The following is a 21194-nucleotide window of genomic DNA, read 5'->3' as shown; positions in this document are numbered from 1 at the left end:
GCGCACGGCGGGTCAGCCGGACCGCTCGGCGGTGACGGTGCCGGGCGCGCCGGTGACGGTCATGCGGCGGCCCTCGAACGCGACCTCGACGCGGGGGCCGGTGCCGGTGGGATCGTCCGGGCGGAACCGGCCGGCGCCCGACGGCACGAGCGTCAGCGCCGGCGGCTTCGCCGGGACCTCGGCGGCCATCACCCCGCCCTGCTCGTTGACCGCGTACCAGCCCAGGACCGGCCCCCTGCCGGTGGTGAGCGTGACGTACGTGCGGGTGTCGGCGCCCTTCGTGACCGTGCCGGCGAGCGTGAGCCCCGCCACCGCGCCGAAGGCCTTCTCAAGGGAGGCCCGTTCCCTGCGGCCCTCCTGGGTCCGGCCGTTCAGCAGCGCCAGCACCCGCTGTTCGTGCGCGCGCAGCGCCGCCTCCGTCACCTCCGGGCCGGGCGGCGCCAGCGCGCGGACCGCGTCGGCCCCGGTCGCGGAGACGGTCAGCCTGCCCCCTTCGGCGGACACCTGGAACCCGCCTCCCCTCGCCAGCCGGTACGTCCCGACCATAGCCGCGAGATCGCCGCCGCGGGCGGGGCCCGCGGCAGTGGTGGCGGGGCCGGGCGCGGGCAGCGGGCGACCGGCCAGCAGCGCCGGTCCCACCGCCCGCAGCAGCGCCTCGGCCGGCAGCTTCGCGGTGTTCGACGCGATGGCTACCACGCGCCGCTGGGCCGGGACCCAGGCGACGACCGCGTTGTGGCCGACGTCGCCACCGCCGCCTGCGGCGCTCAGGAACCGCTCGCCGTAGACCGACCGGTCGAAGGCGACCCACCCGGGCGTCTCGGACCTGCCGTTCCCCAGCGGCCACCCCGGGCGGGCGACGAGTCCGGCCGACGCGGGCGTGACCACCCGGCCGGTGAACAGCGCGTCCGTCCACTCCGCCAGATCGGGCATGGTCATCGCCAGCCCGCCGTTGCCCTCCGCGCCCCAGTACGGCCCGGCGAAGCCGCCCCGGTGTCCCGGCTTCCCGTCGTCGAGGTAGCCGACCGCTCTCGGGCCCGGCGCGGCCGGGCGCCCGTCCCAGAACCCGCCCGCCGTACGACCGCCGGGCAGCCGCAGGACGGCGGAGCCCACGTAGTCGCGGTAGCCGCGGCCCGACAGTCGCTCGACGACGAGGGCCAGCAGGGTGTATCCGGCGTTGGAGTAGACGTATCCGGTGCCCGGCGGGAAGGCGAGCTTCAGCCTGCCGATCGCGGCCAGCGCCGCGTCCGGCGACAGCGGCTCGTAGTCGCCGCCGTGGGTGCCGTTGAGCCCGCTCGTGTGCAGCAGAAGCTGCCTGACCGTCGCGCCGGCCACCGGGCCGCGCAGCCGCGGCAGGATCGCGCCCACCCGGTCGTCCAGCGACAGCCGCCCCTCGTCGGCGAGCCGGAGGATCGCGGCCGCGGTGACCGCCTTGGTCACCGAGCCGATGCTGAACACCGTGCCGGGCGTGTTCGGCCGGTGGGCGGCGGCGTCGGCCGTGCCGTACGCGGCGCGGCACTCGAACGCGCCGTCCCGGAGTATCGCGACCGACCCGCTGAACCCCGCCCCCGCCCAGGCCCCGAACGCGCGGTCGAGTGCGGGGGCGCACGCGGGCGCCTCAGGGGTACGCGCCGGCCGGCCGGGCCCGGCGCCGCAGGCCGTCAGGAGCAGGGAGGCGACGGTCAGTCCCGCCGGCAGTCCCACCAGGAGTCTTCGCATGCGGGAAACGTACGGACCCCCGCGCGAACCTGATGTGAACGAACTCCGACGGCGACCGGCCGGCCGGCCGGAGAACCCCGGCCGTCCTAGGCCGGCTCCCGTCCCGAGTTGCGGGCGACGAGTTCGGCGCCGATGCGGGCGAGCTCGTCCCGGACGGTGCTCGGCTCGACGACCTCGATCATCGCGCCCCACCCCGCGAGGTGACGGGCGACGTCCAGCGGGGTCGGGGCGGCGAGGCGCACCCGGACACGGCCCCGGCCCGCCTCGCCTTCGGTGTGGCAGTGCCGTCCGAACCGGTCGCGCAGGACCGGCACGAACCGCTCCTCGACGAGCACGGTCGCCCAGGTGCGCGAACGCCGCCGCTCGATCTCCTCGACCACCTCCTGCCAGGCGGCGGCGAGGACGAGGCCGGTGGGGCGTTCGGCGGTCTCGCCGGTCGCCTCGGCCCGGACGATCCTGTCGACACGGAAGGTCCGCCGCCCCCGGTCGGTTCCCGCCAGCAGGTACCAGACGTCGTCCTTGTCGATCAGTCCCCACGGGTCGACCAGCCGCTCCGCGGGTTCCGCGTCCCTGCCGGCGTAGGTCAGGCGGACCCTGCGACGGCTCACCACGGCGGTCTGCAGGAGGTCGACCGTCGCGGGCCGCGGGCGGTCGCGTTCCCCCCACCGGACGGGGTCGACCAGGGTCGCGTCGCGGGCGGCCTCGGCGTCGGCCCGGAAGGTCCGGGGCAGGGCCGCCAGGAGCTTGCGCAGCGCCGCTCCGGCCTCGGCCGGCCCCGACGCGGACGGCCCGGCCGTTGCCGGGCCGAGGAGCAGGAACAGCGCCTGTGCCTCGGCCGCCGACAGGCCGCTGAGGTCGGTACGGGCGCCGCCGACCAGCGACCAGCCGCCGCCACGCCCCGGCTGCGGATAGACCGGGACGCCCGCCGCCGACAGCGCCTCCAGGTCCCGGCGGGCGGTGGCCACGGACACCTCGAGTTCGCCGGCCAGCTCGGCCGCGGTCACCCGGCCGCGAGCCTGCATCAGCAGCAGGACGGCGACGAGACGGTCGGCGCGCATGGTTCCCGATTCTGCCCGGAAAAGTGCTCAGAAGGTGAGCACTTCAGGCCGGAGGATTGACGACATCACCCGTCGAGAAGGGAAACCCGATGTTGCGAGGCCTCAGCACCGTCAGCTTCTACGCCGACGACGTCACCGCCGCCGCCCGCTGGTACGCCGGACTGCTCGGAGTGGAGCCGTACTTCACGCGCTCCGTCGAGGGGACGCTCGCCTACGCCGAGTTCCGGATCGGCGACCACGAGGACGAGCTCGGCGTCGTCGACAGCCGCTTCGCCCCCCGCCCCCGGCCGGACGAGCCCGCGGGCGCGGTCGTCTACTGGCACTTGGACGACGTCGAGGCCGCCGTCGACCGGCTGCTCGCCCTCGGCGCCACGACGTACGAGAAGCCCGTGGAGCGCGGCCCGGGATTCGTCACCGCCTCCGTGGTCGATCCCTTCGGCAACGTCCTCGGCGTCATGTACAACCGGCACTTCCTGGAGGTCCGCGGCCGGTGACGCGGACGCCGCGTCAGGAGTCGAAGCCCACGCCGAAGGCGTCGAGGGTGCGCAGCCAGGCGTTGCGGCGGCCCTCGTGCTCGTCGGCGCGGGCGATGGCCCAGCGGGTGAGCTGGATGACGCCGGACCGCACCGGCTCGGGCGGGAAGGGCATCGGCTTGTGCCGCACCATCTCCAGCTCGGTCCGCTCGGTGAGACGCCCCTGGAGCAGGTCGAGCATGACGTTGGCGCCGAAGCGGGTCGCCCCCACGCCGAGACCGGTGTATCCGGCGGCGTAGGCGAGACGGGAGCCGTACGCCGTGCCGAAGAAGGCGCTGAACCGGCTGCAGGTGTCGATGACCCCGCCCCACCGGTGGGTGAAGCGCAGGCCGTGGAGCTGCGGGAACGTCTCGAAGAAGTGGGTGGCGAGCTTCTCGAAGGTGGCGTCGCGCTGGTCGTACTCCGGCCTGACCAGCCCGCCGTTGTGGTAGACGGCGTCGTAGCCGCCCCACAGGATGCGGTTGTCGTCGGTCAGGCGGTAGTAGTGGAACCGGTTGGCCGAGTCGCCGACGCCCTGGCGGTTCCGCCAGCCGATCTCCGCCAGCAGGTCGTCCGACACGGGCTCGGTCATCAGCGCGTAGTCGTACACCGGCACCAGGAAGTGCCGGAGCCGGCGCAGCAGCGGCGGGAAGGCGCCGGTGCCGAGCGCCACCCGCCCGGCCCTGACCCGGCCCTTCGGCGTCCCCAGCTCCAGCGCCGGGCCGTCCTCGTGCAGCGAGCGCACCGGCGTGTGCTCGAAGACGCGCACGCCGAGCCGGACGCAGACGTCGCGCAGTCCCCAGGCGAGGCGTGCCGGGTCGACCATGGCGACGCCGTCCCGGTCCCACACCCCGCCGAGGTAGGTCGGGGAGTCGATCTCGGCTCGCACGCGCTCCCGGTCGAGCCGCTCCAGCCGCCCGCCGAGCGAGGCCGCCGCGCTGACGTCCTCGTCGAGCCCGGGGAGCTGCCACTCCTCGGTGGCGACGCGCAGCTCGCCGGTCCGCTCGAAGGAGCAGTCGACGCCGTGGCGGGAGAGCGTCCGCTCGATCTCGTCGAGGTTCTCCCGGCCGAGCCGTTCCAGCGTCGCGATCTCCGCCGGCCAGCGGTCCCGGCCGTTGCCGAGCCCGTGCGTCAGGCTCGCCGCGCAGAACCCGCCGTTGCGGCCGGAGGCGGCCCACCCGACCGCGCGGCCCTCCAGGAGGACCACGTCGAGCGAGGGGTCGCGCTCCTTGGCCATCAGGGCGGTCCACAGCCCGGTGAAGCCGCCGCCGACCACCGCGAGGTCCGCCGTGACGTCTCCGGTCAGCGGCGGCAGCGGCTCGGGTGCGAGCGGCCGGTCCAGCCAGTACGGCCTGCGCTCCGCGTCGGCGAGCGCCTTCGACGGAACCACGAATTCCACTTCCTTCTTAAGCGTTGGCGCGGCGGCGGGCCAGGAGGGCGTTGCCGAGGGCGATCAGCACACCGGCCGCGAAGATCAGCGTGCCCATGACGTTCACCTGCGGCGGGATGCCGACCCGGGTGGCGCCCCAGATCCACAGCGGGAACGTCACCGTGCCGCCGGAGTTGAAGTTGGTGATGACGAAGTCGTCGATCGACAGCGCGAACGCCAGCATCGAGCCCGCCAGCACACCCGGGAAGATCATCGGAAGGGTGACCAGGCGGAACGTCGTCCACGGCCCCGCGCCGAGGTCGCGCGCCGCCTCCTCCAGGGAGGCGTCCAGCGTCATCACCCTGGCCCGCACGGTCACGGCCACGAACGAGATGGAGAACATGACGTGCGAGATCACGATCGTCCAGAACCCGAGCGGCACGGCGAGCGTGACGAACAGCGACAGCAGCGACGCGCCCATCACGATCTCGGCGCAGGAGATCGCCGCGAACATGACCAGGTTCATCGCCCCTGCCCCGCGGAAGCGGTAGCGGCCGAGCGCCAGCCCGATCAGCGACCCGAGCACCCCGGCGACCAGCATCGTCAGCACGGCGATGACGAGCGAGTTCACCAGGGCCTGGGTGAGGTCGCCGATCTCGAACAGCTTGCCGTACCACTTGAGCGTGAAGCCCTGCCAGCTCGTGTTGAACCGGCCGTGGGTGTCGTTGAAGCCGAAGAGGATCATGACGGCGATCGGCAGCACCAGCCACGCGATCACGAGCCAGGTGTAGATCTGCAGGAGGCGGCCCCGCAGCAGGCCACGCTTCATCGCGCCGCCACCTCCAGCACGTCCTCGGTGCCGAGCGCCCTCGCGTACGCGAAGATGCCCACCAGCAGCAGGGCCATCAGCGTGAACGACAGCGCCGAGGCGGTCGGGTAGTCCTGGTTGATCAGGAACTGGTTCTGGATGACGTTGCCGACCATCGTGTTGCTGGTGCCGCCGAGCACGGACGCGTTGACGTAGTCGGACGTGGCCGGGACGAACGTCATCAGCACCCCGGCGAAGACCCCCGGCAGCGACAGCGGCAGCACCACCCGCAGGAAGGTCTGCGCCTTGCTGGCGTACAGGTCCTGCGCGGCCTCCAGGACGCGCGGGTCGATCCGCTCCAGCGCGACGTACATCGGCAGGATCATGAACGGCAGGAAGTTGTACGCCAGGCCGCCGATCACCGCCGCGCTCGTGGCCAGGATGTGGAAGTCCTGCGGCACCAGCCCGGCCGACTTCAGCGGCCCGAGCAGCAGGCCGTTGTCGGACAGGAAGAACTGCCAGGAGATGGTGCGCAGCACGAACGACACGAGGAACGGCAGCAGCAGCATGAACAGGTAGACCGACTTGCGGCTACCCCCCTTGAAGGCGATCCAGTACGCCACGGGGAACCCGATGACGATCTGGATCAGGGTCGAGGCCAGGCCGTACACCAGGGACCGGATGATCTGGTCGTGGTAGGTGCTGATCCCGTCCACGTAGCTGTGCCAGTTGAACGTGAACGCGTAGCCGTTGACCACGTCGCCGGACTGCAGCGACAGCGACAGCATGACCACCGTCGGGATGACGAAGAAGATCGCCAGCCAGAGCGTGCCCGGGAAGAGCAGCGCGTACGGCGTCAGCGAAGCCCTGAGCCTGCTCATGCCGTCGTGATCGCCTGGAAGATGGACTCGAACTTCTTCTGCTCCTGCGGCGTCGCGAAGTTCTTGTAGCTGCGCAGCCTGGCGTAGTCGTCCTCGGTCGGGAACACCAGCTCGCTGCCCGCCACCGCGTCGAGGAGCTTCTTGTCCTCCCCGGTGGCCTTCGCGGCGTCGGCGGCGATGACGTCCTTGGCGGCCGGGACCGGGGTGACGTAGTTGATGTACTCCGCCAGCCGCCCGGCGACGTTCACGTCGTAGAAGAAGTCCATCAGCGTGATCGCGTCGACCGGGTTCGTCGCGGTCTTCGGGATCATCATGTTGTCGGTCCAGATGGTCGCGCCCTCCTTGGGGAGCACGAACTTCAGGTCCGTGCCGTCGGAGACGTTCTTCTGGAAGACGTCGCCCGACCACGCCATGGTGAGCCAGATGTCGCCCTTGGCCAGCGGGTCGATGTACGCCTGGTCGTAGTACTTGCGCACGATGCCGGCGTCGCGCTGCTCCCGGAGCTTGGCCGCGGCCTTCTCCCAGTCGGCCTCGGTCGACTTGTCGGGGTCGATGCCGAGCGCGAACAGGCCGAAGTTGGCGATCTCCTGGGAGTCGGACATCATGCCGACCTTGCCCTTGTACTTGGGGTTCCACAGGTCGGCCATGCTGGTCGGCGGTGTGTCGACGTACTTCGGGTTGTACGCGATGCCGGTCATGCCGGACGCCCACGGGATGCTGTAGACGTTGCCGGGGTCGAACGACTCGTTCTTGTACCGGTCGCCGGCGTTGGCCGCGAAGTTCGGCAGCTTGGAGTGGTCGAGCGGGACGAGGTAGCCGAGCTGCACGAGCTGGGTGAAGTGCAGGCCGTTGGTGACGACCATCAGGTCGTAGTCGATCGACTGCCCGGCCGCGAGCTGCGGCTGGATCTTGGCGAACCAGCTCGGGTTGTCCTGGATGACCTCCTTGTAGGTCACCGTGATCCCGGTCTGCTTGGTGAACTGCTTGAGCTCGGGCTGCTTGGGGTCCATGTAGAGCGGCCAGTTGGCGAAGTCCACGTGGCCGTTCCCGGTCTTGCCCGACCAGTACTTCTCCACCTCGGACTGGGCCTGCGCGGAGGAGGTCGGCTTGGCCGTGCCCTTGCCCTGCACGCCGCAGGCGGCGAGGGCGAGCCCGGCGGCCGACAGTCCCGCGAGCCGGAAGGCGTCGCGCCTGCCGAGCCGGCGCTGGGTCGTGCCGCGGAGGAAGGCGGGGTCCTGCCTGTGAGGATGGTTCATGGGGTTCGTGTGCTCCGGGGAGTTCGGGGTTTTACCTCAGCGCGTAGGAATGCCAGGGCTGCCAGGAGAGCCATACCTCGTCGCCGCGCTCGGCGGTGATCGTGCTGTCGTTCGCGTTCTGCTCGAACACCGTGATCTCGGCCCCGTCGCCGAGCACCACGACGTAGCTGTTGTACGTCCCGAGGTAGACGACCTCGGCCACGGTCCCCCGGACGACGCTCAGGTCGCCCTCCGGCTGCTCCTTGGCGAGTTTGATCTTCTCGGGGCGGACGGTGAGATCGACCGCCTGCCCGGCGGACAGCGCGCCGTCCGCGGGGATGAGGATCCGGTCGCTCGGGCCGAGGGCGAGCACGGCCGTGTCGCCGCTCACCTGCTGCACTGTGCCGCTGAACAGGTTGGAGGTGCCGATGAAGCCGGCGACGAACTTGCTGGCGGGCCGCTCGTAGATCTCGCGGGGTTCGGCGAGCTGCTCCACCAGGCCGTCGTTCATGACCGCGATGCGGTCGCTCATCGTCAGCGCCTCGCTCTGGTCGTGCGTCACGTAGACGAACGTGATGCCGACCTCGCGCTGGATGCGCTTGAGCTCGATCTGCATGGCCTGGCGGAGCTTGAGGTCGAGCGCGCCGAGCGGCTCGTCGAGCAGCAGCGCGCGGGGCCGGTTGACCAGCGCGCGGGCGAGCGCGACCCGCTGCTGCTGGCCGCCGGACATCTCCTTGGGACGGCGCTTCTCACGGCCGGTGAGGTCCACGACCTCCAGGATCTCGCCGACGCGGCGCGTGATCTCCGCGTCGGGGACCTTCTTGCGCCTGAGCCCGAACGCGACGTTGTCCCAGACGTTCATGTGCGGGAACAAGGCGTACGACTGGAACACCATGTTGATGTCACGCTTGTTCGGCGGGACGTGCGTGACGTCCTCCCCGTGGAGCCTGACGACCCCCTGCGTGGGGTCCTCGAACCCGGCGATCATTCGCATACTGGTGGTCTTGCCGCAGCCGGAGGGCCCGAGGAGGGAGAAGAACTCCCCTTCCGCGATCGCGAGGCTCACGCCCTTGACCGCCCGTACGACCTCGCCGTGCGAGGTGTACTCCTTGACCACGTTGTCGAGTTCGATGGCGGGCACGCTGACTGATCCGGGGGCGGCGACCGCCGCCCCCGGGCCCGCCTGGATATCTGTCATTCCAGGCTTATCCCTCTTTATCGATAGGTCGTACGGCTCGCGCCGGGGGAACCTATTCGCCGATGTAGTGCATCACGTGCTTGACGCGGGTGTAGTCGTGCAGCCCGAAGACGGACAGATCCTTGCCGTAGCCCGAGTGCTTGAAGCCGCCGTGCGGCATCTCGGACACGAACGGGATGTGGGTGTTGACCCAGACCACGCCGAAGTCGAGGCGCTTGGACATCCGCATCGCGCGCCCGTGGTCGGAGGTCCAGACCGAGCCCGACAGGCCGTAGCGGACGCCGTTCGCCTTGGCCAGCGCGTCGGCCTCGTCGGTGAACGTCTGGACGGTGATGACGGGGCCGAAGATCTCGTCCTGCACCATCTCGTCGTCCTGCCGCAGCCCGTCGACCACCGTGGGGGCGAAGAAGTAGCCCTTGTCGCCGACGCGGGCGCCGCCGGTGAGGACCTTCGCGTGCTCGGGCAGCCGCTCGAAGAACGACTCGACCCGGGCGAGCTGGTTGGCGTTGTTCAGCGGGCCGAAGTAGGCGTCCTCCTCGTCGAGCCCGCCCAGCTTGGTGGCGGCGGCGGCCTCGGTCAGCGCCGCGGCGAACTCGTCGTGGATGCTCTCGTGCACCAGCACCCGGCAGGCCGCGGTGCAGTCCTGGCCGGCGTTGTAGAGGGCGGCCCCGGCGATCCCCTCGGCGACGGCCCTGATGTCCTTCACGTCGTCGAAGACAACGACGGGGGCCTTGCCGCCCAGCTCCAGGTGGACCCGCTTGACGTCGTCGGCGGCGGTCTTCGCGACCGCCATGCCCGCGCCCACCGAGCCGGTGATCGCGACCATGCTCGCGGCCGGGTGACCGACCACCAGCGCGCCGGTCTCCCGGTCGCCGGTGACGACGTTGAAGACGCCGGCCGGCAGGACGTCGCCCAGGATCTCGGCCAGCTTCAGCGTGGAGGCCGGGGTGGTGTCGGACGGCTTGAGCACGACCGTGTTGCCGGCCGCGAGCGCGGGGGCGATCTTCCACACGGCCATCATCATCGGGTAGTTCCACGGCGTGACCTGGCCGATGACGCCGATCGGCTCGTGCCGGATGACGGAGGTGTGGTCGGCCATGAACTCGCCGGAGGTCGGGCCCTCCAGGGTGCGGGCCGCGCCCGCGAAGAAGCGGAAGTGGTCGGCGGCGACCGGGGTCTCGTCCTCGGCCATGCGCGCCCGGGGCTTGCCGGTGTTGCGGCACTCGGCCTCGTTGATCTCGTCGGCCCGGGCCTCGATCGCGTCGGCGACCTTCAGCAGCAGCGCCGCGCGCTCACCCGGCGTCGTCTGGCCCCACGTCTCGAAGGCGGCCGTCGCGGCGACGTACGCGGCGTCGACGTCCTCCTGGGCCGACACCGGTGCCTGGGCGTAGACCTCTCCCGTCGTAGGGTCTACGACGTCGGAGAAACGGCCGCTCGCGGCGTCGACGAACTTCCCGTTCACGAAGTTCTGGAGACGGGTGGTCACCGTTGACCTCCTGTTGAGGTAGCTAGGATGTCGCGACTCTGACAGAGGAAAGAGCCTACGACAAGGGATTTCGTGGCTAAGATACCAAATTGCTACGGAATCGCTTGACGGAAGCGACTGAGCTGACACCATGTCAGACCACGATCGCAACATGGCAAAAACGATGCCGTAACACGAGGTCGGTAGGACCGACGCGCTCTCCAAGAGAGGACACCCCCCGAGGATGACGACTCCGCCTAGATCCCGCGCGGCTGCCGCGAAGGGCGGGCCGGTGGTGCTCGACGAGATCTCCAAGCAGATCATCGAGCAGCTTCAGACGGACGGGCGCAAGCCGTACGCCGCGATCGGCAAGGCCGTGGGCCTGTCCGAGGCGGCGGTGCGCCAGCGGGTGCAGCGCCTGCTGGATCTCGGCGTCATGCAGATCGTCGCCGTGACCGACCCGCTGACCCTGGGCTTCCCGCGCCAGGCGATGATCGGCATCAAGTGCGAGGGCGACCTGGAGCAGGTCGCCGACGAACTGTCGCAGATCCCCGAGATCGACTACGTCGTGCTCACGGCCGGCTCGGTGGACATCATGGTCGAGGTGGTCTGCGAGGGCGACACCCACCTGCTGGAGATCCTCGGCAAGATCCGGGCCATCTCCAGCGTCCGCGCCACCGAGACGTTCGTCTACCTCAAGCTGCACAAGCAGACCTACTCCTGGGGCACGCGCTAGCGCGTGACCGCGACGGCGCGCACGGGAGACCCGTCGGCCGCGTGGAGGCGCAGCGGCAGCAGGGAGACCTCGATCGGACGACCGGCGGCCTGAGCCTCCAGGAGCGGGCCGAGGTTGCGCAGGTTCTCCGCGATGACGGCGTGCGCGCCGCACAGCACGCGGTGCGCGGGCAGGTCGGCGGGAGCGGGAGTCGGGTCGACGCTGAGGGCGTCGACGCCGACGGTCCGCACGCCCGCGGCGACGATCAGGCGGGCGGTCTCCGCCTCCAGGTACGGGTGGGCCAGGTAGCCGGGTGTGCCCCAGTGGGCGTCCCAGCCGGTGGCGACCAGCAGGACGGTCCCCGGCCCGAGCCGCCCGGAGACCGGGCCGAGCATCGCGGGGGTGATCGGCGCCCGCGGCGGCAGGCCCCGGGCGTCGAGGACCGCCGCCGGGCCGAGGAACCGCTCCAGCGGCAGGTCGCCGAGCGTGGGCAGCGCGTCGTCGATGTGGCACGGCGCGTCCACGTGAGTGCCCGACTGCGACCCGAGGTGCAGGCGGAGCACGTTCACGCCCTCCTCCGCCACCGTGAGAGCGGGCGCGATCTCCACCTCCGGATCGCCGGGGTAGACGGGCATGCCGCTCTCGACGGGCACCGACAGGTCGACGATCATCGCTTCTCCCCGGCGTCAGGCCGTGCCCGGCGCGAGCAGGCCGATCAGATCGTAGGCCACGTCGAGCGTCGGTAGAGGTCCGTCCGGCGGTCGCGGCGGTCCCGCCGGGGCGTCGATCAGGGTGGGACGGCCGGTCATGCGTTCCTCCAGGTCAAGGGAGACCGCTTGAGTGTGCCCCACCCCTCCGAATAAGGACAATTGGGTCTATCACCAGAAATAGGCTCCACGATGTGGACACGCACACCACGGTGGAGGACCTGCTGCGCTCCCCCGCGCTGCAACTGAGGGTCGTGGCCGGTGAGCGTGGCCTCGGCAGGTCGGTCTCCTGGGCGCACGTGAGCGAGCTCGGCGACCCGACCCCCTGGCTGCTCGGGGCCGAGGTCATCATGACGACCGGCATCGGCGTGCCGCGCGCCGCCGCCGCGCAGCGCGCGTACCTGGAACGGCTGGACGACGCGGGGGTGGCCGCGCTCGCGCTCAGCGCGGGCCTGCACGTCCCGCCGCTGCGCCGGGCCTTCCTCGACGCCGCCGAGGAGCGGGGGTTCCCGGTGCTGGAGGTGCCGCTGGCCGTGCCGTTCATCGCGATCGCGCAGGAGGTCGCGGCGGCCGTGCAGGAGGACGCCCGGCAGCGGCTGGGAGCCCAGCTCCAGGTGTTCGGCGCGCTGCGCTGGCTCGCCTCGGAAGGGCTGGACACGGCCGGGCTGTTCCAGCGGCTCGAACGGCTGTCGGGGTACGCCATCCACCTGAGCACACCGCAGGGGCGGCCGCTGCTGCCCGGCGTGCCCGCGCCCCCTCCCGGCGTACGGCTGCCCGCCTCGGCGGACGCGCCGCCGACCATCCCCGGCGGTTTCGCGCTCCCGGTCCCCGCGCCCGGCGGCCCGGCGGGATGGCTGGTGGCCTTCGAGCGGCAGGGCGCCCGCCCGGCCGGGCTGGCCGTGGTGCAGCACATCGCGACCGTCGCCGCGCTGCGGCTCGCGATGGTGCGCAGCCGTCGCGAGACGCTGCGGCGGCAGGGCGCGGAGACACTGGCCGAACTGCTGCAGGACGTGCTCGACCCGGAGACCGCCCGGCGCAGGCTCGCCCTCATGGGCCTCCTCCCGGACGTCGAGGTCGTGCTGCTCGTGGCGCGCGACGCCGAGGACGACGCCGTCGTGGGCGCCCTCGGCGAGCACCCCACCTCATGCTCCGCCGGCACCGCGACCTGTACGTGCTGACGCCGGCCTCCGTGATCACCGGCGACGCGGGGGGCGCCGCACCGCGTGGGGAGGACGGCGGGGCGGGCGCCGGAGAGGCGGGGGCGGCGTTGCGGGAGATCCCGGGGACCGCGGCGGGCGTCAGCCGCCCGCTCCCGCCCGGGTCGTCGCTGCGGGTCGCCCAGCGCGAGGCGCTGTGGGCGGCCTCCCGCGCCGCCGAGTCCGGCCGGCCGCTGGTGACGTACGGCGAGGACACCACGGGCCGGTGGCTGCCGGACGACGTGGGCGTGCTGGCCGCCCTGGTCGAGCACGTGCTCGGCGACGCCCTGCGGTACGACACCGCGCACGGATCGGACCTGGTCGCGTCGGTGCGGACCTGGATGGAACGCGACCGCCGCGTCGACGACGCCGCGCGGGCCCTGCACGTCCACCCCAACACGCTGGCGTACCGGCTGCGCCGGTTCGGCGCACTGACCGGCCGCGACCTGTCGGCGACCGGCGACTTCGCCGAGGTGTGGCTCGCCATCCGCGCCGCCTCCCAGCTCGGCGGTCTCTAGGGCCGGTACGGACTTCGGTCTTCACGTGAGCACGCGCAGCAGCCCTTCGAAGTCGCCGCGGTGGGCCGCCGCCAGGAAGGCCTGGACCACCTCGCGCTGTTCCCGTCCGGCGGCCCTCGGCCGTCCGGGCTCCTGAGGGTTCGCCCGCACCTTCCCGCGGGCGCGGCTGGCGAGCATCTTGGCGGCGTCAGCGGACCTGCCGAGAATGCGGCCGATCTCGTCGAACGGCACCGCGAACAGGTCGTGCAGGACGAACGCCAGCCGCTCGCTCGGCCGGAGCGACTCCAGGACGACCAGGAGCGCGACCCCGACCGAGTCGGCGAGCGCCACGTCCTCCTCCGGCGCGGGCCTGTCGTCGGCCGTCACCACGAGTTCGGCCAGCCGGTCGTCGTAGGACGCCTCGGGGCGGGCCCGGCGCGACCGGAGGACATCCAGGCTGATCCGGCCGACCACCGTGGTCAGCCAGCCGGCGAGGTTGTCGATGCTCTCGGCGCCCTGGCGGGAGAGCCGCAGCCAGGCCTCCTGGACCACGTCCTCGGCGTCGGCCCGCGAGCCGAGCATGCGGTAGGCGACCGCGCGCAGCCGGTCGCGCTGGGCCTCGAACGCCTCGCCCACCGGGTCGGCCGGGCTGGTGTCGGACATGTTGTTACCTTCCTCGAATCCGCCACGTCATGGGTGATGACGCGCCCGGACGGGCGCGGGTAACCGATGAAGGGGCGACACCGATGGAAGCACGCATGAAGAGCCGGGCGAATGCCGACGTGACGACGGCGATCCAGCACCTCTACAAGGCGATTCACGCCAGCGGCGTCGAACCGCGCGTGCTCGACCTGGTCCACCTGCGGGCCAGCCAGATCAACGGCTGCAGCCCGTGCGTCTTCGCCGGGGTCGCGGCGGCCAGGAAGCACGGGGAGACCGACGAGCGGCTGCACAACGTGGTCGCGTGGCGCGAGACGCCCTTCTTCACCGAGGCGGAGCGAGCCGCGCTCGCGCTGACCGAGGCCGCCACCCGGATCCAGGACGGCGCGCCGGGTGTGACCGACGAGATCTGGGACGCCGCCGCCGCGCACTTCGACGAGGCGCAGCTGTCCGCGATCAATCTGGAGATCGCGCTGACCAACTTCTTCAACCGGATCAACCGTACGGTCCGGGAGCAGGCCGGCAAGAGCTGGTGAGCCGGGCGGGGCGTCGTCCGTCCGGAGGCCGCGGCATCCGAAGCGAGGGATGACGCCCCACCGCCCGGGACGCCGGGAGGCACGGACGACGGCGTGGTCAGCGGATGCCGACGTAGAAGCGGGTCTGGTCGCTGCGGTGGAGGGCGTGGTAGGCCTCGAACCTGGTGTTGTCCTCCAGCCACGCGACCGACTCGATGCCGAGGAGCGGTGTCGAGGTGGACACCTCCAGGAGCGCCGCGTCCTCCCGGTCGGGGAAGACCGCCTCGATCCAGCGGTCGGCCGCCGCGGGCTCGATGCCGTACCGGCGGCGCAGCGTGTCGTAGAGCGACTGGTTCTCCAGGACGACCCGCTCCAGGCCGGGGACGAGCCGGGCGGGCAGGGCCGTCTCGACGAGCAGCCACGGCTGGCCGTCGACGCGGCGGAGCCTGCGCAGCCGTACGACCTGTTCCCCCTGTGGGATCCGCAGCAGCGCGGCCTCCCGCTCGTCTGCCTCGCCGAGCGCCTGGCGGATGGTCTGGGTGGTCACCCGGCGGCCCGACTCCCGCAGGTCGTCGGCGGATCCGGACATCGACCCGACGAACCTCAGCTCGGTCTTGCGGGGGGCGACGAAGGCCCCCTTGCCCTTCACCTTGTAGATCAGGCGCTGCTGGACCAGCTCGCGCAGCGCCTCCCTGACCACAGTGCGGGAGACGCCGAACAGGTCGCTCAGCTCGGCCTCCGACGGCAGCGGCCGGTCGGGGCCGCGCTCGCCGCTCTCGATCTCCGCGCGCAACGCCCGCATGAGCTGCATCCACAGCGGTTCCGCCCCGTCGCGGTCCAGGGGCGGATAGGTCAGGGTCACGGGAACCTCCTTGGCGGCACCGCAGCAGCATGCCCGACCAACACCTGTCACTACAAGTGGTCGAAGCCGTCATCAAGATTATCCATGACTCTCCTAGTAGTGCGTCCGGAAACAGCCTCTTGACATGCCCGAAACGCCGTCTTAGTTTGCTTGTCACTACAGGCCTGTAATGACAAGTCGGCACCGGGCCGACGTGTCCCAGCCGATCCCCCTCGCGAACCCGCTCTGACTGGAGACACCATGCACATGCGTCCCACACGCCGGCCCTGGCGCACCGCCTCGGCCGCGGCGATCTCCGCTCTCGCCGTCCTGGCCGCGGGCTGCGGCTCCGGTGGCTCCGGTGACACCGCCGCCGCGGACGGGGCCGCGAGCGGCGGCAACGGCGGCGGCAAGCCCTTCATCGCGCTGAGCAACGGCTTCATCGGCAACGGCTGGCGGCAGACGATGATCGCCAAGTTCGAGGCCGCCGCCCAGCAGGCCAAGAGCGACGGGCTGATCGGCAAGTACAAGGTCGTCAACGCGCCGGGCGACAACTCCGCGACCGAGCAGGTCGCCCAGATCAAGAGCCTGCTGCTGCAGAAGCCCGACGCCCTGCTCATCGACCCGGCCTCGCCGACCGCGCTGCAGCCCGTCATCCAGCAGGCCTGCAATTCGGGCGTCAAGGTCGTGGTCTTCGACTCGGCCATCGACGCGCCCTGCGCACACGTCCTGCAGAACAGCTTCGTCGACTGGGCGACGTACGCCGCGAAGCCGCTCCTGGAGGGCATCGGCGGCAAGGGCTCGGTCATAGTGAGCCGCGGCGTCGTCGGGTCCCAGCCCGAGGCCGAGATGCTCGACACCACCAAGAAGATCCTCGAGGACTACCCCGGGGTGAAGACCGTGGCGACGGTGACCGGCATGTGCGACGGCGCCACCGCGCAGAAGGCGGTGCTCGGCGTGCTGTCCAGCGTGCCGAAGGTCGACGGCGTCATCGGCTGCGGCGACGGCTACGGCGTCGCCCAGGCGTTCGCCACGGCCGGCAAGACCGTGCCCGCGGTGGACTTCGAGACCAACGGCCGCGCGCTGAGCTACTGGCGGGACAACAAGATCGACAACGGCTCGGTCGCCGTCATGTCCGACCCCGGCCAGTCGGTCGCGGCCCTCTGGGAGGCGCTCGACCTGCTCGACGGCAAGGACGTGCCCAAGCAGATGACCTTCCCGATCGTCCTGATCGAGCAGAAGGACCGCGACGCCTGGGCCTCGGTGCTCAAGCCCGACGAGTACGCCGCCTGGCCGTGGACCCGCGACCTGTTCCGGCAGCAGGTCGAGGCCGTCAAGACCGGTGGCAAGCCGGTGCAGCCGCCGATCCCGTCGGCGCAGGGCTGACCCGCTCCACACACCGACGGCAGGAGACGGAGGAGACCGGGCATGCACGTCGACAATCTCCCGGCCGGCGGCACCGCGCCGCCGGACACGGACACCGGACCGGCCGGCCGGCCGCCCGTCGTCACCGCCAGGGGCGTGACCAAGACGTACGGGCGCACCCGGGCGCTGGCGGGCGTGGACCTGGAGGTCCGCGCGGGTGAGGTGCTCGGGCTGGTCGGCCACAACGGCGCCGGCAAGAGCACCCTCATGCGGGTCCTCGCCGGGCTGGAGCCCTGCGACGCCGGCACGGTCCTCGTCCACGGTGCGAAGGCGTCCGCCGGAGACTTCCGCACGGTGCGGATGGCCTACCAGGAGACGTCGCTGTGCCCCGATCTCACCGTGGCGGAGAACATGTGGGTGTCCTCGCGGCACTGCCTGCCCCGCCTGCGGTGGCGGCGGGCCGCGAGCGACGCGGTGCGCCGCCGCCTCGACGAGATGTTCCCCGGTCACGGCGTCTCCCCGCGCGACCGGGTGGAGGACCTGTCGCTCGCCCGCCGCCAGATGGTGGAGATCGCCCGCGCCTGCCTGGTGGACCGGCTCGACCTGCTGATCCTCGACGAGCCCACCGAGTCGCTCGGCCCGGACGCCGCCCGCTCGCTGTACGCCTACGTGCGGCGGCTGACCGAGGCCGGGACGGCCGTGCTGCTCATCTCGCACCGCATCCGGGAGGTCCTCTCGGTGGCCGACCGCGTCGCCGTCCTGCGCGACGGCGCGGTCACCGCCGAGCGGCCCGCCTCCGGCCTGAGCGAACCGGACGTCCTCGGGCTGATGGGCGCGCACGTCGCCGCTCCGCCGACGTTCGGCGCGCCGGCCGCCGCCGGGACCGCCGCCCGCGAGACGGTGGCCGAACTGCTCGGGGCCACCGGCCCCGGCCTGCGGGAGGTCACCCTGCGGGTCGGCAGGGGCGAGGTCGTGGGTCTCGCCGGGCTGGCCGGTCAGGGCCAGCAGGAGGTGCTCGAACGCCTGTGGCGGCCCGTCCGGCGCGACACCACCGTCGGTGTGAGCCGGGCCTACGTGCCCGGCGACCGGCAGCGCTCGGGGGTGCTGCCCCTGTGGAGCGTGGGCGACAACCTGATCGTGACCGCGCTGCGCGGGATCGCCCGGCGCGGGCTGCGCCGCCCGGCGGAGGAACGCGCCGTCGTCGCCGACTGGGTGAAGCGCCTGTCGATCAGGGGCGGCGCGGAGGCCGGGATCACCGAGCTGAGCGGCGGCAACCAGCAGAAGGTCATCGTCGCCCGCGCGTTCGCCTCTCCCGCCGGGCTCGTGCTGCTCGACGACCCGTTCCGGGGCGTGGACGTGCACACCAAGACCGATCTGTACGGCCTGATCCGGCAGGAGGCGGCGAAGGGCCGCAGCGTCGTCTGGTACTCCAGCGAGAACGCCGAGATGGCCCACTGCGACCGGGTCTACGTCTTCCGCGCCGGCCGGGTGGTGGCCGAACTCACCGGCGAGGAGATCTCCGAGGAACGCATCATCGGCGTCTCCTTCGCCGAGAAGGGAGAAGACGACTGATGGCCCAGCTTCTCGCCCCCGCCCTGCCGGGCCGGGCGCGGATGCGCCGCTCCGCACCCGCCGCGGTCAGCGCCGTGGCCCTGATCGTGATGATCGGCGTCTGCTCGTCCCTCCAGCCGGGCGTGCTGACCGTGGAGGGCCTCACCCTGGTCCTGTCCGCGACCGTGCCGCTGGTGATCGCCGCGCAGGCCCAGATGACGCTGATGGCCGTCGGCGACATCGACCTCGGGATCGGCAACTTCGTCGGCCTGGTCACCGTGGTCTCCGCCACGCTGCTGGTGTCGTCGCCCCTGACCGGCGTCCTCGTGCTGGCCGGGCTGGTCGCGGCGTACGCCGTCCTCGGCCTCCTCATCCACCTGCGGCAGGTGCCGGCGCTGATCGCGACCCTCGGCGCGTCGTTCGTCTGGCTCGGCCTCGGCCTGTTCCTGCTGCCCACGCCCGGCGGCACGACCCCGGAGTGGCTGGCGTCCTTCGGCGCGTGGCAGCCCGCCGGCTTCCCCGCGCCGCTGCTGCCGATCGTGGTCGTCGCCCTGCTGGTCTACCTGCTCTCCGCGCGCAGCGCCCTCGGGGTGCGGATGCGCGGTCTCGGCAGCAATCCGGTCGCGCTGCGGCGGGCCGGGCTGCGCCCGGTGACCTCCCGCGTCGTCGCCTACGCCGCGGCGGGCGTGCTCGGCGTGCTGTCCGGCCTCGTCCTGGCCTCCCAGACGGGCGGCGGGGACGTGTCGTCGGCCTCCAGCTACACGCTCATGACGGTGGCCGCGGTGATCCTCGGCGGCGGCTCCTTCGCCGGCGGCACCGCGGTGCCGTGGGGCGCGGCCGTCGGCGGGGTCACGCTTGGCCTGGTCAGCGTGGTTCTCAGCCTGCTCGACGTGCGGTCCGACATGCAGTCGGCCGTACAGGGAGTGATCGTCCTGGCCGTGCTCGCCGGCCGCGTCGTCGTGGGGAAGGTGCTGCGATGAACATCCGCGTGGCCGGGCCGCGCTCCTGGAGCGGCCCCCGGAACGGCGCCCCCTGGGTCTGGGGCTTCGCCGCCGCCGCGCTCGTGTGGCTGGTGATCCTGGTCATCTCGGGCCAGGGCGGCGGGCAGACGGTCTCCCTGGCCCTGTCCCTCGCGCCCTACCTCGTCATCGTCGGGCTCGGGCAGATGCTGGTCGTCACCGCGGGCCCGGGCAACATCGACGTGTCGGTCTCTTCGATCATCTCGCTCGCCGGGTTCGTCTCGGTGGCGGCGGCCTCCGCGACCGGCTCGGCGGCCGTGGGCATCCTCGCGGGCATCGGCGTGGGCGTCCTCGTCGCGGCGGTCAGCACCGTGGCCATCCTCGGCCTGTCCGTCCCCCCGATCATCGCCACGCTGGCCGCGGGGCTCGTCGCCTCGTCGATCACGCTGTCGACGGCCAACGGCTTCACCGCCGTGCCCGACGCCGGTCTCCGCGCGGCGCTCAACCTCCGTCCGGCGGGCGTACCGGTCCTCGCGCTGGCGATCGCGGTGCTGACCGTGCTCGTCGCCGCCCTGCTGCGCCGTACGGTCTACGGGCGGTCGCTGGTCGCGGTGGGGCAGAACCGCCGCGCCGCCGAACGGGCCGGCGTCCCGGTGGCCCGGGTCATCGCCACGACGTACCTGCTGAGCGGGGCGCTGGCCGGGCTGACCGGCGCGCTGCTCGCCGCCTACATCGCGCCCTCGGCCGATCTCGGCACCCGCTACCTGCTCGACTCCGTGGCCGTCGTGGTCATCGGCGGCACGCTGATCTCCGGCGGCCGGGCGGTCCCGGTGGGCGTGTGGGGCGCGGCCCTGTTCTTCATCCTCCTCGACGGCCTGGTCAACCTCGTCGGCTGGAGCACCGCGGCGCAGAACCTGCTCAAGGGCGGCCTGGTGCTCTTCGTCCTGTTCCTCGCAGGCGGAGGCGACCGTAGCGGAGGCCTGGCCTCCCTGTTCAGACGGCGGCCGCGACCCGCGGCCGCCACAACCACCACCACTATCACAGGAGACGACACTGATGGCTGACACCGACGGCCTGCTCGACGCCCGCGACTTCGGGACGTCCGGGCCCGCGGCGGGCGGCTTCCACGTGAAGGGCGCGCACGGGCAGGACTGGGGCCTGCGCAACCGCCTGTCGCGCATCTTCCGGCCGGACACCGGGCGCACGGTCATGCTCGCCTTCGACCACGGCTACTTCGTGGGACCGATGGCCGGTCTGGAGCGCCTCGACACCCGGATCGCCCCGCTCACGCCGGACGCCGACGCGATCATGATGACCCGCGGCGCGCTGCGCACCAGCATCCCCGCGACCACCGGCGCGGGAATCGTGCTGCGCGCCAGCGGCGGCCCGAGCATCCTGCGCGAGCTGTCCGACGAGCACATCGCGCTCGACATGGAGGACGCGCTGCGCCTCAACGCCGCGGCCGTGGCCATCCAGGTGTTCATCGGCGGCGAGCACGAGTCGCGGTCGGTGGCCAACCTGGCCGCGCTGGTCGACGCCGGTCAGCGGCACGGCGTGGCCGTGCTCGGCGTCACCGCCGTCGGCAAGGACATGGTCCGCGACGCGCGCTACTTCCGCCTGGCCACCCGGATCAGCGCGGAGATGGGCGCCCACATCGTCAAGACGTACTACGTGGAGGAGGGCTTCGAGACCGTCACCGCGAGCTGCCCGGTCCCGATCATCGTGGCCGGCGGCAAGAAGCTGCCGGAGCTGGACGCCCTGACGATGGCCTACCGGTCGATCCAGGAGGGCGCCGCGGGCGTCGACATGGGCCGCAACATCTTCCAGAGCGAGAACCCCGCCGGGATGCTCGCCGCCGTCCGCGGGGTCGTGCACGACGGGCTCAAGCCCGAGGAGGCGTACGAGATCTTCCAGGAGAAGACGGCCGGCGCCGCGATCTGAACCCC

General features: G+C 72.1%; 22 protein-coding genes. 10 read left to right on the top strand and 12 right to left on the bottom strand.

Annotated features, from left to right (window positions below):
* Window positions 1–12 precede the first annotated feature (12 nt).
* Together HHX33_RS29940 and HHX33_RS37510 are read right to left on the bottom strand one after the other, a co-directional pair.
* Window positions 13–1716, bottom strand: coding sequence for a serine hydrolase domain-containing protein (locus HHX33_RS29940; RefSeq protein ID WP_182877516.1), 1704 nt, complete (start codon window positions 1714–1716; stop codon window positions 13–15).
* Between the two features lie 86 nt (window positions 1717–1802).
* Window positions 1803–2774: a helix-turn-helix transcriptional regulator gene (locus HHX33_RS37510; protein ID WP_182877515.1), complete on the bottom strand. Its 972-nt coding sequence runs from the start codon at window positions 2772–2774 to the stop codon at window positions 1803–1805.
* Between the two features lie 89 nt (window positions 2775–2863).
* Here HHX33_RS37510 and HHX33_RS29930 point away from each other — a divergent pair, with 89 nt between their 5' ends.
* Window positions 2864–3268: a VOC family protein gene (locus tag HHX33_RS29930; RefSeq protein ID WP_182877514.1), complete on the top strand. Its 405-nt coding sequence runs from the start codon at window positions 2864–2866 to the stop codon at window positions 3266–3268.
* Window positions 3269–3281: 13 nt separating this feature from the next.
* Here the strand turns inward: HHX33_RS29930 and HHX33_RS29925 are convergent, their stop codons facing one another.
* The 6 genes from HHX33_RS29925 to HHX33_RS29900 are packed head-to-tail and all read right to left on the bottom strand — an operon-like array spanning window position 3282 to window position 10263.
* Complete coding sequence (locus tag HHX33_RS29925) at window positions 3282–4676, bottom strand: NAD(P)/FAD-dependent oxidoreductase (protein WP_182877540.1); 1395 nt, start codon at window positions 4674–4676, stop codon at window positions 3282–3284.
* Between the two features lie 16 nt (window positions 4677–4692).
* Window positions 4693–5484 carry an ABC transporter permease gene (locus HHX33_RS29920; RefSeq protein ID WP_111701945.1) on the bottom strand — a complete coding sequence of 264 codons (792 nt, stop codon included), beginning with the start codon at window positions 5482–5484 and terminating at the stop codon, window positions 4693–4695.
* Window positions 5481–6344: an ABC transporter permease gene (locus HHX33_RS29915; RefSeq protein ID WP_111701947.1), complete on the bottom strand. Its 864-nt coding sequence runs from the start codon at window positions 6342–6344 to the stop codon at window positions 5481–5483. Before HHX33_RS29915 ends, HHX33_RS29920 begins: the two co-directional genes overlap by 4 nt.
* Window positions 6341–7600, bottom strand: coding sequence for a polyamine ABC transporter substrate-binding protein (locus HHX33_RS29910; RefSeq protein ID WP_182877513.1), 1260 nt, complete (start codon window positions 7598–7600; stop codon window positions 6341–6343). Before HHX33_RS29910 ends, HHX33_RS29915 begins: the two co-directional genes overlap by 4 nt.
* A 31-nt stretch (window positions 7601–7631) precedes the next feature.
* Window positions 7632–8777 carry an ABC transporter ATP-binding protein gene (locus tag HHX33_RS29905; RefSeq protein ID WP_182877512.1) on the bottom strand — a complete coding sequence of 382 codons (1146 nt, stop codon included), beginning with the start codon at window positions 8775–8777 and terminating at the stop codon, window positions 7632–7634.
* Between the two features lie 52 nt (window positions 8778–8829).
* A complete protein-coding gene (locus tag HHX33_RS29900; RefSeq protein ID WP_310741587.1) occupies window positions 8830–10263 on the bottom strand; it encodes a gamma-aminobutyraldehyde dehydrogenase in 1434 nt (477 codons plus the stop codon).
* 223 nt (window positions 10264–10486) lie between these two features.
* Between HHX33_RS29900 and HHX33_RS29895 the strand changes: the two genes are divergently transcribed.
* Window positions 10487–10978: an Lrp/AsnC family transcriptional regulator gene (locus HHX33_RS29895; protein ID WP_111701955.1), complete on the top strand. Its 492-nt coding sequence runs from the start codon at window positions 10487–10489 to the stop codon at window positions 10976–10978.
* Here the strand turns inward: HHX33_RS29895 and HHX33_RS29890 are convergent.
* Together HHX33_RS29890 and HHX33_RS36725 are read right to left on the bottom strand one after the other, a co-directional pair.
* A complete protein-coding gene (locus HHX33_RS29890) occupies window positions 10975–11628 on the bottom strand; it encodes a cyclase family protein (protein ID WP_182877511.1) in 654 nt (217 codons plus the stop codon). The genes HHX33_RS29895 and HHX33_RS29890 overlap by 4 nt on opposite strands.
* Window positions 11629–11643: 15 nt before the next feature.
* Window positions 11644–11766: a hypothetical protein gene (locus HHX33_RS36725; RefSeq protein WP_259403014.1), complete on the bottom strand. Its 123-nt coding sequence runs from the start codon at window positions 11764–11766 to the stop codon at window positions 11644–11646.
* A 92-nt stretch (window positions 11767–11858) separates the two neighbouring features.
* On the opposite strand from HHX33_RS36725, the gene HHX33_RS36720 reads away from it, so the two are divergent.
* Both HHX33_RS36720 and HHX33_RS36715 read left to right on the top strand, forming a co-directional pair.
* On the top strand, window positions 11859–12842 hold the full coding sequence (locus HHX33_RS36720) for a PucR family transcriptional regulator ligand-binding domain-containing protein (protein WP_310741586.1): 984 nt from the start codon (window positions 11859–11861) through the stop codon (window positions 12840–12842).
* Window positions 12809–13378: a PucR family transcriptional regulator gene (locus tag HHX33_RS36715; protein ID WP_259403013.1), complete on the top strand. Its 570-nt coding sequence runs from the start codon at window positions 12809–12811 to the stop codon at window positions 13376–13378. Before HHX33_RS36720 ends, HHX33_RS36715 begins: the two co-directional genes overlap by 34 nt.
* A 21-nt stretch (window positions 13379–13399) precedes the next feature.
* Here the strand turns inward: HHX33_RS36715 and HHX33_RS29880 are convergent, their stop codons facing one another.
* Window positions 13400–14020: a sigma-70 family RNA polymerase sigma factor gene (locus tag HHX33_RS29880; protein WP_259403012.1), complete on the bottom strand. Its 621-nt coding sequence runs from the start codon at window positions 14018–14020 to the stop codon at window positions 13400–13402.
* 83 nt (window positions 14021–14103) lie between these two features.
* On the opposite strand from HHX33_RS29880, the gene HHX33_RS29875 reads away from it, so the two are divergent.
* Window positions 14104–14553, top strand: a complete 450-nt coding sequence (locus HHX33_RS29875; RefSeq protein ID WP_182877510.1) for a carboxymuconolactone decarboxylase family protein — start codon at window positions 14104–14106, stop codon at window positions 14551–14553.
* A gap of 97 nt (window positions 14554–14650) precedes the next feature.
* Here HHX33_RS29875 and HHX33_RS29870 read toward each other — a convergent pair whose 3' ends face one another.
* Window positions 14651–15394, bottom strand: coding sequence for a GntR family transcriptional regulator (locus HHX33_RS29870; RefSeq protein ID WP_182877509.1), 744 nt, complete (start codon window positions 15392–15394; stop codon window positions 14651–14653).
* Window positions 15395–15640: 246 nt separating this feature from the next.
* Here HHX33_RS29870 and HHX33_RS29865 point away from each other — a divergent pair, with 246 nt between their 5' ends.
* The 5 genes from HHX33_RS29865 to lsrF are packed head-to-tail and all read left to right on the top strand — an operon-like array spanning window position 15641 to window position 21189.
* Window positions 15641–16759, top strand: a complete 1119-nt coding sequence (locus HHX33_RS29865) for an ABC transporter substrate-binding protein (RefSeq protein WP_259403011.1) — start codon at window positions 15641–15643, stop codon at window positions 16757–16759.
* A 42-nt stretch (window positions 16760–16801) separates the two neighbouring features.
* The gene (locus tag HHX33_RS29860) at window positions 16802–18310 is read left to right on the top strand and encodes a sugar ABC transporter ATP-binding protein (RefSeq protein ID WP_182877507.1); all 1509 of its coding nucleotides are present in this window, start codon (window positions 16802–16804) and stop codon (window positions 18308–18310) included.
* The gene (locus HHX33_RS29855; protein ID WP_182877506.1) at window positions 18310–19269 is read left to right on the top strand and encodes an ABC transporter permease; all 960 of its coding nucleotides are present in this window, start codon (window positions 18310–18312) and stop codon (window positions 19267–19269) included. Before HHX33_RS29860 ends, HHX33_RS29855 begins: the two co-directional genes overlap by 1 nt.
* A complete protein-coding gene (locus HHX33_RS29850) occupies window positions 19266–20312 on the top strand; it encodes an ABC transporter permease (protein WP_138463249.1) in 1047 nt (348 codons plus the stop codon). The genes HHX33_RS29855 and HHX33_RS29850 overlap by 4 nt, the downstream gene beginning before the upstream one ends.
* Complete coding sequence (gene lsrF / locus HHX33_RS29845) at window positions 20305–21189, top strand: 3-hydroxy-5-phosphonooxypentane-2,4-dione thiolase (protein ID WP_182877505.1); 885 nt, start codon at window positions 20305–20307, stop codon at window positions 21187–21189. The genes HHX33_RS29850 and lsrF overlap by 8 nt, the downstream gene beginning before the upstream one ends.
* The last annotated feature ends 5 nt before the right edge of the window (window positions 21190–21194 follow it).

It is taken from the genome of Microbispora sp. H10670, assembly GCF_014161385.1.
In the GTDB taxonomy this organism is placed as follows: domain Bacteria; phylum Actinomycetota; class Actinomycetes; order Streptosporangiales; family Streptosporangiaceae; genus Microbispora; species Microbispora triticiradicis.
Note: the sequence above shows the minus strand (reverse complement) of the source record. Positions and strands in the feature narration are given on the sequence as shown.

Bases quoted from the DNA above. Each gene is read 5' to 3' on its own strand.
- HHX33_RS29940 (WP_182877516.1), bottom strand. From the start codon at position 1,716: ATGCGAAGACTCCTGGTGGGACTGCCGGCGGGACTGACCGTCGCCTCC.
- HHX33_RS37510 (WP_182877515.1), bottom strand. From the start codon at position 2,774: ATGCGCGCCGACCGTCTCGTCGCCGTCCTGCTGCTGATGCAGGCTCGC.
- HHX33_RS29930 (WP_182877514.1), top strand. From the start codon at position 2,864: ATGTTGCGAGGCCTCAGCACCGTCAGCTTCTACGCCGACGACGTCACC.
- HHX33_RS29920 (WP_111701945.1), bottom strand. From the start codon at position 5,484: ATGAAGCGTGGCCTGCTGCGGGGCCGCCTCCTGCAGATCTACACCTGG.
- HHX33_RS29915 (WP_111701947.1), bottom strand. From the start codon at position 6,344: ATGAGCAGGCTCAGGGCTTCGCTGACGCCGTACGCGCTGCTCTTCCCG.
- HHX33_RS29910 (WP_182877513.1), bottom strand. From the start codon at position 7,600: ATGAACCATCCTCACAGGCAGGACCCCGCCTTCCTCCGCGGCACGACC.
- HHX33_RS29905 (WP_182877512.1), bottom strand. From the start codon at position 8,777: ATGACAGATATCCAGGCGGGCCCGGGGGCGGCGGTCGCCGCCCCCGGA.
- HHX33_RS29895 (WP_111701955.1), top strand. From the start codon at position 10,487: ATGACGACTCCGCCTAGATCCCGCGCGGCTGCCGCGAAGGGCGGGCCG.
- HHX33_RS29890 (WP_182877511.1), bottom strand. From the start codon at position 11,628: ATGATCGTCGACCTGTCGGTGCCCGTCGAGAGCGGCATGCCCGTCTAC.
- HHX33_RS36725 (WP_259403014.1), bottom strand. From the start codon at position 11,766: ATGACCGGCCGTCCCACCCTGATCGACGCCCCGGCGGGACCGCCGCGA.
- HHX33_RS36715 (WP_259403013.1), top strand. From the start codon at position 12,809: ATGCTCCGCCGGCACCGCGACCTGTACGTGCTGACGCCGGCCTCCGTG.
- HHX33_RS29880 (WP_259403012.1), bottom strand. From the start codon at position 14,020: ATGTCCGACACCAGCCCGGCCGACCCGGTGGGCGAGGCGTTCGAGGCC.
- HHX33_RS29875 (WP_182877510.1), top strand. From the start codon at position 14,104: ATGGAAGCACGCATGAAGAGCCGGGCGAATGCCGACGTGACGACGGCG.
- HHX33_RS29865 (WP_259403011.1), top strand. From the start codon at position 15,641: ATGCGTCCCACACGCCGGCCCTGGCGCACCGCCTCGGCCGCGGCGATC.
- HHX33_RS29860 (WP_182877507.1), top strand. From the start codon at position 16,802: ATGCACGTCGACAATCTCCCGGCCGGCGGCACCGCGCCGCCGGACACG.
- HHX33_RS29855 (WP_182877506.1), top strand. From the start codon at position 18,310: ATGGCCCAGCTTCTCGCCCCCGCCCTGCCGGGCCGGGCGCGGATGCGC.
- HHX33_RS29850 (WP_138463249.1), top strand. From the start codon at position 19,266: ATGAACATCCGCGTGGCCGGGCCGCGCTCCTGGAGCGGCCCCCGGAAC.
- lsrF (WP_182877505.1), top strand. From the start codon at position 20,305: ATGGCTGACACCGACGGCCTGCTCGACGCCCGCGACTTCGGGACGTCC.